The 10637-nt window shown below is 73.2% G+C and carries 12 protein-coding genes; 8 read left to right on the top strand and 4 right to left on the bottom strand.

Features of this window, described 5'->3' with window-relative positions; translation table 11 throughout:
• Positions 1-218 precede the first annotated feature (218 nt).
• Genes FHL80_RS19185 through FHL80_RS19175 form a run of 3 tightly spaced genes read left to right on the top strand, consistent with a single transcriptional unit; the run spans position 219 to position 3606 of the window.
• A complete protein-coding gene (locus FHL80_RS19185; protein ID WP_138734960.1) occupies positions 219-1883 on the top strand; it encodes an NAD(P)/FAD-dependent oxidoreductase in 1665 nt (554 codons plus the stop codon).
• Positions 1880-3310, top strand: coding sequence for an ATP-binding protein (locus tag FHL80_RS19180; RefSeq protein WP_138734959.1), 1431 nt, complete (start codon positions 1880-1882; stop codon positions 3308-3310). The genes FHL80_RS19185 and FHL80_RS19180 overlap by 4 nt, the downstream gene beginning before the upstream one ends.
• Positions 3307-3606 carry a UBP-type zinc finger domain-containing protein gene (locus FHL80_RS19175; RefSeq protein ID WP_246078802.1) on the top strand — a complete coding sequence of 100 codons (300 nt, stop codon included), beginning with the start codon at positions 3307-3309 and terminating at the stop codon, positions 3604-3606. The genes FHL80_RS19180 and FHL80_RS19175 overlap by 4 nt, the downstream gene beginning before the upstream one ends.
• Here FHL80_RS19175 and FHL80_RS26795 read toward each other — a convergent pair.
• Together FHL80_RS26795 and larA are read right to left on the bottom strand one after the other, a co-directional pair.
• Complete coding sequence (locus FHL80_RS26795) at positions 3597-3869, bottom strand: ATP-binding cassette domain-containing protein (RefSeq protein ID WP_138734958.1); 273 nt, start codon at positions 3867-3869, stop codon at positions 3597-3599. The genes FHL80_RS19175 and FHL80_RS26795 overlap by 10 nt on opposite strands.
• A 94-nt stretch (positions 3870-3963) precedes the next feature.
• A complete protein-coding gene (gene larA, locus FHL80_RS19165; protein WP_138734957.1) occupies positions 3964-5238 on the bottom strand; it encodes a nickel-dependent lactate racemase in 1275 nt (424 codons plus the stop codon).
• A gap of 85 nt (positions 5239-5323) precedes the next feature.
• On the opposite strand from larA, the gene FHL80_RS19160 reads away from it, so the two are divergent.
• Positions 5324-5692 carry a PaaI family thioesterase gene (locus tag FHL80_RS19160; protein ID WP_138734956.1) on the top strand — a complete coding sequence of 123 codons (369 nt, stop codon included), beginning with the start codon at positions 5324-5326 and terminating at the stop codon, positions 5690-5692.
• Between the two features lie 16 nt (positions 5693-5708).
• Here FHL80_RS19160 and FHL80_RS19155 read toward each other — a convergent pair whose 3' ends face one another.
• Together FHL80_RS19155 and FHL80_RS19150 are read right to left on the bottom strand one after the other, a co-directional pair.
• Positions 5709-6167: a hypothetical protein gene (locus FHL80_RS19155; RefSeq protein ID WP_246078801.1), complete on the bottom strand. Its 459-nt coding sequence runs from the start codon at positions 6165-6167 to the stop codon at positions 5709-5711.
• A 159-nt stretch (positions 6168-6326) separates the two neighbouring features.
• Positions 6327-7298, bottom strand: coding sequence for a ferritin-like domain-containing protein (locus FHL80_RS19150; RefSeq protein WP_138734955.1), 972 nt, complete (start codon positions 7296-7298; stop codon positions 6327-6329).
• Between the two features lie 206 nt (positions 7299-7504).
• Here FHL80_RS19150 and FHL80_RS19145 point away from each other — a divergent pair, with 206 nt between their 5' ends.
• From FHL80_RS19145 to FHL80_RS19130, 4 genes are all read left to right on the top strand, one after another.
• On the top strand, positions 7505-8305 hold the full coding sequence (locus FHL80_RS19145) for a TetR/AcrR family transcriptional regulator (RefSeq protein ID WP_138734954.1): 801 nt from the start codon (positions 7505-7507) through the stop codon (positions 8303-8305).
• A 176-nt stretch (positions 8306-8481) separates the two neighbouring features.
• Positions 8482-9324 (top strand): DUF2382 domain-containing protein, encoded by an 843-nt coding sequence (locus FHL80_RS19140; protein ID WP_138734953.1) that lies wholly within the window; start codon positions 8482-8484, stop codon positions 9322-9324.
• Between the two features lie 189 nt (positions 9325-9513).
• On the top strand, positions 9514-10167 hold the full coding sequence (locus FHL80_RS19135) for a hypothetical protein (protein ID WP_138734952.1): 654 nt from the start codon (positions 9514-9516) through the stop codon (positions 10165-10167).
• A 175-nt stretch (positions 10168-10342) separates the two neighbouring features.
• Positions 10343-10582 (top strand): hypothetical protein, encoded by a 240-nt coding sequence (locus tag FHL80_RS19130; RefSeq protein ID WP_138734951.1) that lies wholly within the window; start codon positions 10343-10345, stop codon positions 10580-10582.
• Positions 10583-10637 lie beyond the last annotated feature (55 nt).

The raw sequence follows: 10637 nt of genomic DNA, 5'->3' as shown, positions 1-10637 counted from the left end.
GGGTCAGGGGGTGGGGCAGCTCCGAGCGTGGCACTCCCCCCTGACAGTTCCCTGTGGATCGGGCAGGACCCGGCCCGCTGGGCTGACCGCCGGGGTGTTCACCCTCGGCGGACGCCCCGGGGACTACCGCTGTCCACCTGCAGCGGGTTGGATGGGAGGTGCCACTGGGGGCCCGCCCGCCCGGGCGGCACCTTCGTCGGCACCCATCCGGAGGTGCTGTGCCTGCCCGACCCGTCCTGCTCACCGTCGACGACGACCGCGCGGTCAGCCGCGCCGTCGCCCGCGACCTCCGCCGCCACTTCGGCGACCGCTACCGGGTGGTGCGGGCCGAGAGCGGTGAGGACGCGCTCGCCGCCCTCCGCGAGCTGACCGCCCGTGGCGAGACCACCGCCCTGCTGCTCGCCGACCACCGGATGCCCGGGATGACCGGGGTCGAGTTCCTCGAGCAGGCGATGGACCTCGCGCCCACCGCCAAGCGGGTGCTGCTCACCGCCTACGCCGACACCGACGCCGCGATCCGGGCGATCAACGACGTTGACCTCGACCGCTACCTGCTCAAGCCGTGGGACCCGCCGGAGGAGCAGCTGTACCCGGTGCTCGACGAGCTGCTGCTGGACTGGGCGCGCACCGCGCGGGCGCCGTTCGACGGGCTCACCGTGCTCGGTCACCAGTGGTCGGCGGACACCCAGGAGCTCAAGGAGTTCCTGGCCCGCAACCAGGTGCCCTACCGGCACCTGCAGGGCGAGGACAGCGCCGCCATCCGCAAGGCCGCCGAGCTCACCGACGACGCCGCGCTGCCGGCCGCCGTGTTCCCCGACGGCACCGTGCTCAGCCGCCCGACGCTGCAGGCGGTCGCCCAGAAGTGCGGGCTGGCCACCACCGCGGGCAGCCCGTTCTACGACGTCGTGGTCGTCGGCGCGGGTCCGGCCGGGCTCGGCTCGGCGGTCTACGCGGCCAGCGAGGGGCTGCGCACGCTGCTGGTCGAGCGCACCGCCACCGGCGGGCAGGCCGGCCAGAGCAGCCGGATCGAGAACTACCTGGGCTTCCCCAACGGGGTCTCCGGTGCCGAGCTGGCCCAGCGCGCCCGTGACCAGGCGGTGCGCTTCGGCGTCGAGCTGCTCACCGCCAGCGAGGTCACCGCCATCACGCCCACCGGCGACGGTCGCACGCTGAGCTTCGCCGACGGCAGCCAGGTCACCGCGCACGCCGTCGTCCTGGCCACCGGCGTCTCCTGGACCCGGCTGCCCGCGCAGGGCGCGGACACCTTCGCCGGCCGCGGCCTGTACTACGGCGCCGCCGCCCACGACGCGAGCAACTGCGGGGGCGAGGAGGTCTACGTCGTCGGCGCGGCCAACTCGGCCGGCCAGGCGGCGCTGCACTTCGCCAAGTTCGCCAGCCGGGTGGTCGTGCTGTGCCGGGGCACAGACATCCGGGCCAGCATGAGCGAGTACCTGGTCGGCCGGATCGAGGCGCACCCGGCGATCGACGTGCTCACCTGCACCCAGGTCTCCGCCGTGGAGGGCGCCGACCACGTCGAGCGGCTGGTGCTGGACGACGCGGTGACCGGTCAGACGCGCACCGTGCCGGCGTCCCGGCTCTTCGTCTTCATCGGCGCCCAGCCGCCGACCTCCTGGCTCGGTGAGGCCTTCGCCCGCGACGAGCGTGGCTTCCTGCGAACCGGCCCGGCGCTGCTGGACGAGGAGGGGCGGCCGCCGGCGGACTGGCCGCTGTCCCGGGCGCCCTACCACCTGGAGTGCTCCGTGCCGGGGGTCTTCGTCGCCGGCGACGTACGGGCCGAGTCGGTCAAGCGCGTCGCGTCGGCCGTCGGCGAGGGCGCCATGGCCGTGACGCTCGTGCACCGCTACCTGGAGGCCATCGGATGACCGCAACGACCCCGCAGGTCGGCCTGGACGAGCTGCGCACGCTGTTCCTGTTCGAGTCGCTGCGCGACGAGGACCTGCAGTGGATCGCCGACCACGCCGAGGTCCGGGTGTTCGACGGCGACGCCGTCGTCTTCGCCCAGGGCGACCCCTCCGACGCGCTGTACGTGCTGCTCGACGGCGGTCTGCGGCTGACCAAGCACGCCGACGGCGAGGACGTGCTGATCAACGAGACGACCCACCGCGGCGCCTACTCGGGCGCCACCCGGGCCTACGCGACCGGCCACCCGCAGGACTACCAGACCACGCTGCGCACCACCCGGCCCAGCCGGTTCCTGCGGCTGTCAGCCGCGGACTTCGCCGCCCTGGTCACCCAGCAGTGCCCGATGGCGGTGCACCTGCTCGACGGGCTGTACGAGGGCGTGCGGGCCACCGAGTCGGCGATGCGCCAGCGCGAGCACCTGGTGCAGCTCGGCCACCTGTCGGCCAACCTCGCGCACGAGCTGAACAACCCGGCGGCCGCCGCCGTCCGGGCCACCGAGCAGCTGCGCGGCCGGATGAGCGCGATGCGGCACAAGCTGGGGCTGCTCGCCGACGGCGGCCTGTCCCCCGACCTGGTCGCCCGGCTGGTGCGGACCCAGGAGATCGCCGTCGAGCGGGCGGCCAAGCCGCGGCCGGACCTGACCGCGCTGGAGGAGAGCGACCTGGAGGACGCGATCGCCGAGCGGCTGGAGGAGGTCGGCGTGGACAACGCCTACGACCTGGCCCCGGTGTTCGCCACCGCCGGGATGGACGCCGCGTGGGTCGACGACGTCGTCGAGCAGGTCGACTCCGGCCTGGAGTGGAGCGCCGCCTTCGGCTGGCTGCGCTACACGCTGGAGACCGAGACCCTGATGACCGAGATCGAGGAGGCGGCCACCCGGATCTCCTCGCTGGTGGGGGCGGTCAAGCAGTACTCGCACATGGACCAGGCCCAGCACCAGGAGCTCGACGTCAAGCCCGGCATCGAGAGCACGCTGGTGATGCTGGCCCGCAAGCTGTCGGGCATCGAGGTGCGCCGGGACTACGCCGCTGCGCTGCCCCCCGTGCCGGGCTACCCGGCAGAGCTGAACCAGGTGTGGACCAACCTGATCGACAACGCCGCGGACGCGATGGGCGACAGCGGCGTGCTGACCCTGCGCACCCGGGCCGACGACGACGCGGTGTTCGTGGAGATCACCGACGACGGGCCGGGCGTGCCCGAGGAGGTGCGGGCGACCCTGTTCGACGCCTTCGTCACCACCAAGGCGACCGGCGAGGGCAGCGGGCTGGGCCTGGAGAACGCCCGGCGGATCGTCGAGCGGCGGCACGGCGGCTCGCTCAACTACTCCACCGGGCCGGAGGGGACGACGTTCTGCGTGCGGCTGCCGCTGCACCGGCAGCGGGGGTGAGCTCCTGGCAGGTGCAGGACGGCGCGACCTGTCCGCACGCCGCGGCCGCCCCGCCCTCCCCCGGTCCGGCCGACGCCTGCGAGGACTGCCTGCGGATCGGCGGGCAGTGGGTGCACCTGCGCCGCTGCCTGACCTGCGACCACGTCGGCTGCTGCGACTCCTCGCCGCACCGGCACGCCACCGCGCACGCCGCGGCGACCGGCCACCCGGTGCTCGCCTCCGCCGAACCCGGCGAGCGCTGGGCCTGGTGCCACCCCGACCAGGCCCTCCTCCTCCCCCCGCCCCGTCAGAGGTGAGGTCGGTCGGCGTCGAGGAAGCGGAGGACGGCGAGGACCCGGCGGTGGTCGGCGGTCTCGACCGGCAGGTCGAGCAGCCGCACCGTCCCGGCCGAGGGGCGCTCGAGACCGGCCGCGCAGTGCAGCAGCGTGCTCTTCCCCGACCCGGTCGCGCCCATCACGGCGACGAACTCCCCCGCCGCCACGTCCAGCGAGACGCCGTCCAGCGCGACGGTCCCGCGGTATCGGCGGGTCACCCCGGCCAGGTGCACCACAGCGTCCATGCGGCCACCCTCGCGACGGCGTGGTCCGGCCGACACCGTGCAGACCGCACCCTCCCCGGGCGGCCAACCCGTGCTCCCGCGCGGGGCGACGGGGTCAGCTGCGGACGTACGGGATGGTCTGCGGGCCCTCGGGGAGGACGCAGACCCGCGCGCCCGGCCCGGCCTTCGCCACCGCCTCGGCCACGGTGGCCGCGATGTCGGCGGTCTGCTCCAGGTGCGCCTCGGCCAGCTGGGCGTCGGTGAGGTGGTCGGTGTGCATGACGACGCGGTGGGCGGCCTGGATGCGGGCCTGGATCTGCACCTGCCACTGGTCGGGCACCGTCTGCTCGCGGGCAGCGATCAGCTCGACCAGCGCCTCGGGTGAGGACGCCGAGGTGAGCACCTCGCGGTAGGAGCCGTGGTCGGGGAAGCCGTCCTCGCACGCCGCGGCGCAGACGATGAGCCCGTCCGGCCGGGTCACCTGCGCGGCGGCGGACATCCCCTTCACCGACTGGTAGAGGTTCTGGTCCAGCGGGAACCCCGCGCCGGTGGTGACGACCACGTCGAAGGGCGCCTCGACCGGGGCCATCGCCACCTCGCGGGCCCGCTCGATCGCCGTGGCGTGCATCTCCAGCACGTCGCCGCCGAACGCGGCGATGACCTCCTGCCGGGTGTTGAGGACGACGTCGAAGGCGTACGTGACCCCGCCGGTGGCCGCCGCGATCGCCCTGACGTCGTCGTGCACCGGGTTGCCCTGGGTGACGCCCCAGGTCGCCCGCGGATCGCCGATCCGCTTGGCGTCGTGCAGCACGAGCACGGTGTCGAGAGCCGCCAGCCCGGGCGCGACCATCTTCGGGCCGCCGGAGAACCCGGCGAAGAAGTGCGGCTCGACGAAGCCGGTGGTCAGCCGGACGTCGGCGTCCACCCACTGCTCGTTGAGCCAGACCGGCACGCCGTCGCCGAAGGTGCCCATCCAGCGGTGCGTGTCACCGGCCCGGGAGTCGTGGTTGACGATCCGCACCGAGTCGACGACCTCGTCGCCGAACATCGCCCGCAGCTCGGCGTCGGTGTTGGCCCGGTGGGTGCCGGTGGCCACCAGCACGACGACGTCCTCGAGCCGCACGATGCCGTCGAGCTCCTCGAGCACCGCCGGGATCATCAGGTGCCGCGGCTGGGCGCGGGTGCCGTCGCAGGCGGAGATCGCCACGGTCTGGCCGGGCCGCACCCGCTCCCGCAGCGGCGGACCGGACACCGGCTCGCGCAGCGCCCGGCGGAGCTCGGCCGGCACGTCGGGGGCGGCCGCGTGCTGCACGGGCGTGATCACCGCGGCGTCGTCGGGGACCTCGATCGTCAGGCCCGTCCGTCCGTAGGCCAGCGTCACCTGCTGCACGGGGTCCCCCTCGTCGTCGAGTGGTCTCCTCCGGAGCCTAGAACGGCGAGGCGTGGCGCGTCGGCCGGGCGGGTAGCGGCCGCAGATGACGGAGAGCTTCGTGGACACCCTCGGCGTGCACAGCCGGACCGCGGACGACGGGACGGCGCACCTGGAGCTCGACGCGACCGAGAGCCACCTCAACGAGGCCGGCACGGTGCACGGCGGCGTGCTGGCCACCCTGGTCGACACCGCGATGGGCCAGGCGGTGCGCAGTCTCACCGGGGAGGACGACGTCCCGGCGACCAGCCAGCTGACGGTGACCTACCTGCGGGCGGGCAAGCCCGGTCACCTCGCGGTCGTCGGCCGGGTCAGCAAGCAGGGCGAGCACCTCACGGTGTGCGAGGCCGACGTCGAGCAGGAGGGCCGCACCCTGGTGCACGCCGTCGCGACGTTCGCCGTCCTGCACACCTGACGTGCGGGAGACCCCGTCAGGCCGGGCGGCGGCCGGCGAGGGTGCGCGCCGTGGCCAGCGACTCGGCGTCCAGCGCGTCGGCGTCACCGGCGGCGCGGGCCCGCGCCTGGTCGTCGAGCCAGTGGACGTGCCGTTCCCAGGCGGCCCGGGGCGAGACGCCCAGCGCGCGGCCGATCTGCTGCCAGTCGGCACCCCCGCGGAGCGCGGCGCGGATGCCCAGCTGCCGGTGCTCGTGGGCCTTGCGCGCGACGACCTCACCCAGAGTCAGCAGTTCCAGCGCCTCCTCCACGTCCAGCGTGGTGGTGACGTCCTTGATCCGCATCCAGGAGTCGTCGTCGTCGGCACTGTCGTTGGGCTCGTCGATGACCACGTTGTCGCGTCGGCTCAGGAAGTCCAGCCTGGTCACCGCGGTGAGGAGGGAGAACTCACGCTCCAGCACCTCAGGAGTGCTGGCCACCTCGGGCAGAGTGCTCATGGAGGTCAGTATCTCCGGATGTGTCACCGATGTAACGCATCGTGACATCTGTCTCCGCGCCGAGCCGCTGCTCGACAGCGCAGCGTGGCCGTTGCAGAACGGCACGCAAGGGGCCGGTGTCCGCAGCGCGGACACCGGCCCCTCGGGTGTTGCGGGAGGTCAGTCGGCGATGCCGACGGCGTCCTTGGCGAGACCGGCCACGGTGGTCTGCGCGGCGCTGATCACGCTGGAGCGCTTCTTGTGCGTCTCCTCGTACCGGATGATGACCCGGACGTCGTGGGCGCTGATCAGGCCCTTGACGGCCTTGGCTGCGTCATTGGTCGACAGCGAGTCGTAGCCCTTGATCGGCAGCTCGTCGGCGGAGACGTCACCGAGCTCCTCGCGGGCGGCCTTCGCGGTGTCGGCGGCGGTGCGGTTGCCCTCACGACGGGCGATCCGCTCGGCGCGCCGTAGCGAGGCGCTGCGGCCGACGACCAGGGTCTCGCGGACGGCGTCGGTGAACTGCGCGGCCTTGCCGGCCACGGAGCTCACCTTGTCCCCGGTCTCCTCGCCGACCTGCTGCACCGAGTCGACGGCGCGGTTGACCGTGTCGGCGGCAAAGCGCACCGGCAGGTTGACCAGGCGGGTGGCGCCACCGGCGACCCGCTGGAGCGGGGTGGCCTGCAGGGCCGCGGGGCCGCCCAGTGCCTCCTCGGCCAGGACGACGGTCAGCCACTCGACGGTGGCCTTGTGCGCGGTGATCAGGCGCTCGGCGAGGTGCTGCGCCTTCGCCTGCTTCCCGGTCTCGGCCAGCACCTTGAGGTAGGTGGCCCGGTCGAGCAGCTGGTGCTCGAGGGTGAGGTCCTGCAGCAGGGCCTCCTCGATCGGCTCGGCCTGGTCGAAGACGGCCTTGACCAGGGCGCCGAGCCGGCCGAGCGCCGGGGTGACGACGTCGGCGACGCCACCGAGAGCGCGCAGCTCCTCGGTGATGGCCTGGGCGCGCTCCGCGGCGTTGTCGGCGTTCTGGGTCAGCTCGCGGCGAACGGCGTCGGTGCGCGCCTGCCCGATGCGGGTGCGGGCGATCTGCTCCTCGGTCTGCGTGAGCAGCAGGAGGGCGCGGAGCTGGTTGATCAGCTTGGTGTTGTCGGTCATGAGGACTCCAAGAGGTGGGGTGTGTGACCTGACTCCTCCACCATGCCCCACATGAGCCCGGTGCTAACTCCTGCAAGCGGATTGCTAGCGGTGTCACTGGTCACACCGCTCGACGCGTGACACCTCGGATCCGGGTATCAGTCAGGGGAGCAGCGCCACTGCGCCCCGACGACGGGGACAGTGGAGCCGACGCGAGGAGAGCGACTGTGCCGACGGCAACGAGCGACGACGACCGGGATCCCGACCTGGTGGCGGTCCACGAGGGGACGGACGTCGCCGGTGGGCTGACCCGACCGGTGGGCCTGGACCGCGACCGGATCCTCCGCGGCGCTGTCGACTACATCGACGCGCACGGCCTCGCCGCGCTCACCATGCGCCGGCTCGGCGCCTCCCTCGGGGTGGAGGCGATGGCGCTCTACCGCTACGTCCCGGGTCGGGAGGACCTGCTGGACGGCGTCGTGGAACGCGTCATCGAGACGCTCTTCGTGAAGGACGACGGCGACGACCTCTACATCGAGGAGCACAACGGCTGGCAGGACTACCTGATGCGGCTGGGGCACGGCATCCGGCGCATCGCGCTGGCGCACCCCTCGGTCTTCCCGCTGATCGCCAGCCGCCCGCCGGCCGCCCCGTGGGTCCGGCCGCCGCTGCGCAGCCTGCGGCTGGTCGAGTCCTTCCTCGGCACGCTGACCGAGGCCGGCTTCTCCGACCAGGCCGCGATCGCCGCGTACCGCGCCTACTCCAGCTTCCTGCTCGGCCACCTGCTGCTGGAGGTCACCCAGCTCGGCGCCCAGGTGAGCCTGCTGGACCAACCGGAGGGCGACCCGGAGGCCCAGCGGAAGACCGACCTGACGCAGTTCCCGAACTTGCAGCGCACCGAGCACCTGCTGTCGCTGGACAAGTCGGCCGCGGAGTTCGAGGACGCCCTGGAGAACCTCCTGGACCGGCTCGAGCGGGTGCTGCGCGAGGCGCAGTCCTCCGACGGCGAGGTCGACGACCTCGCCTGAGGTGGGTCACCTCACCGGAGAGAGAAGTGCGATCTGTGTTTGGCCGACCTGCGTCCGCATCTCGTTCCCCCGGGATTGTTTACGCCGTAAACGCAGGGGCACAGGAGGGTCCGGCGGTCACCGCGCAGCACGGCGGAGACCCCTCGACCACCCAGACCCCCCTGGAGGAAACGCCCATGATCACCCAGCAGGACATCACCGCCATCATCGGCAGCAACGCCGTGGACAACGACGGCGACAAGCTCGGCAAGGTCGGCCAGGTCTACCTGGACGACCAGACCGGCAGCCCCGAGTGGGCCACCGTCAGCACCGGCCTGTTCGGCAACAAGGAGACCTTCGTCCCGCTCGCCGACGCCACCGTCGCCGACGGCACGCTGCGGGTGCCCTACGAGAAGGCCAAGGTCAAGGACGCCCCCCGCGTGGACGCCGACCAGGGTCACCTCTCCCCCGCCGAGGAGGAGGAGCTCTACCGCTACTACGGCGTCGGCACCAGCACCGCCGGGTACACCGACACCGACACCACGCGGACCGCCGAGTACACCGACACCGACACCACGCGGTCCGCCGAGTACACCGACACGGACACCAACCGGCACGGCACCGTCGGCCACGACACCTCCGGTCCGACCACCGACGACGCGATGACCCGCTCCGAGGAGCAGCTCCGCGTCGGCACGCAGAACGTCGAGGCCGGCCGCGCCCGCCTCCGCAAGTACGTCGTCACCGAGAACGTGACGACCACGGTCCCGGTCTCCCACGAGGAGGTCCGGATCGAGCGCGAGCCGATCACCGACGGGAACGTCGGCAGCGCCCTCGACGGCCCGGCCATCTCCGAGGAGGAGCACGAGGTCGTCCTGCACGCCGAGCGCCCCGTGGTGGCCAAAGAGGCCGTCCCGGTCGAGCGCGTCCGGCTGGACGTCGACACCGTCACCGAGCAGGAGACGGTCTCGGACACGGTGCGCAAGGAGCAGATCGAGGCCGACACCGACGGCGTCACGGACATCAACCGCAACCGCTGATCTCCGTGGGGGCGCCGGGCGACCGGCACCTCCACCCGCGGGCCCAGCCGGTCGCCGTCTCGGCGGGGCCGGCTGGTCCCGCATGCCCTGAACTCGTCGCGGCCGGTGAGCGGCTGCTCGCCCACCGGCCGCGACGGCCCCTCCCGCACTGCCACGCCACCCCGCGTCGCTCCTCCACCTGGAGACCCCATGGCCACCAGTTCGACCCCGGACTCCTCGAGCGCGACCAGCGCGCGGGAGACCGAGTTCCGCAACAACACCGCGAACGGGGCCCGCGCCAGCAAGGGCGCCGCCCGCGACGCCGTCGACGCGCAGCACCAGCGCTTCGGCGGGATCAAGTGGGGCGCGGCCTTCTTCGGCTGGCTGTCCGCCAACGGCCTGGCCGTGCTGCTGATCGCCCTCATCTCCGCCGCCGGCGTCGCCATCGGGCTGACCCAGGGCGTCCCGTCGGCCGGTGAGGCCACCTCGAACGCCGACGGCATCGGCATCGGCGGCGGCATCGCGCTGCTGGTCGTGCTGTTCCTCGCCTACCTGGCCGGCGGTTACGTCGCCGGGCGCATGTCCCGCTTCGACGGTGCTCGTCAGGGTGTCGCCGTGTGGCTGATCGGCCTGCTGGTCGTCGTGGCCCTCGCGGTCATCGGCGCCGTGGCCGGCGCCGAGTACAACGTGCTCTCGCAGCTGAACCTGCCGCGCATCCCGGTCGACGAGGGCACGGCGACCACCGCCGGGATCATCGCCCTGGTCGCCGTCCTGGTCGTCACGCTGATCGGTGCCGTCCTGGGCGGCAAGCTCGGCGAGCGCTTCCACCGCAAGGTCGACCGGGCCGGGTTCAACGCCGCCTGACCGACCGCAGCACCTGTACCGCCGTCGTCGGCCTGGGGGAAGGCCGTCGACGGCGGTACAGCTGCGTCCGGGGCCGGTCCGGGCCGGGCGGGACGGATGAGGCGGGTGGGACGCCGGGGCTGGTGCGGCGGGCGTGTTGCCCCGAGCATGCTCGGCGCGACTCCACAGTGGGGCCATGGGGTTCCCGTACCGAACGGCCCGCGCCGTCCTGATGATCGGGTCGCTGAGCGACCCCGCCGGCCAGCAGCCGCAACTGTTCGGGCCCGCGCACGCCACCCTCGGCCTGTCCGGCGCCCGCGGGCGCAAGGCCCTCTGCGGTGCCTACGTCGCCCGCGACGAGGAGGTCGCCTGGCCTCCCCGACCCGAGGTGTGCGACGCCCTGTGCCCCGACTGCAGCGAGCTCGCACTGCTCTGACCAGCGGCTCGCACCGGCCCCGACCCGGGCCGCTGACCAGGGCACTCGGGACCCA

It is taken from the genome of Modestobacter excelsi (assembly GCF_005930495.1).
Lineage (GTDB): Bacteria > Actinomycetota > Actinomycetes > Mycobacteriales > Geodermatophilaceae > Modestobacter > Modestobacter excelsi.
Note: the sequence above shows the minus strand (reverse complement) of the source record. Positions and strands in the feature narration are given on the sequence as shown.

Excerpts from the sequence above, each read along its gene's own strand:
- FHL80_RS26795 (WP_138734958.1), bottom strand. The coding sequence starts at position 3,869 with ATGGACGCTGTGGTGCACCTGGCCGGGGTGACCCGCCGATACCGCGGG.
- FHL80_RS19135 (WP_138734952.1), top strand. The coding sequence starts at position 9,514 with ATGGCCACCAGTTCGACCCCGGACTCCTCGAGCGCGACCAGCGCGCGG.
- FHL80_RS19150 (WP_138734955.1), bottom strand. The coding sequence starts at position 7,298 with ATGACCGACAACACCAAGCTGATCAACCAGCTCCGCGCCCTCCTGCTG.
- FHL80_RS19160 (WP_138734956.1), top strand. The coding sequence starts at position 5,324 with ATGACGGAGAGCTTCGTGGACACCCTCGGCGTGCACAGCCGGACCGCG.
- FHL80_RS19140 (WP_138734953.1), top strand. The coding sequence starts at position 8,482 with ATGATCACCCAGCAGGACATCACCGCCATCATCGGCAGCAACGCCGTG.
- FHL80_RS19130 (WP_138734951.1), top strand. The coding sequence starts at position 10,343 with ATGGGGTTCCCGTACCGAACGGCCCGCGCCGTCCTGATGATCGGGTCG.
- FHL80_RS19155 (WP_246078801.1), bottom strand. The coding sequence starts at position 6,167 with ATGAGCACTCTGCCCGAGGTGGCCAGCACTCCTGAGGTGCTGGAGCGT.
- FHL80_RS19180 (WP_138734959.1), top strand. The coding sequence starts at position 1,880 with ATGACCGCAACGACCCCGCAGGTCGGCCTGGACGAGCTGCGCACGCTG.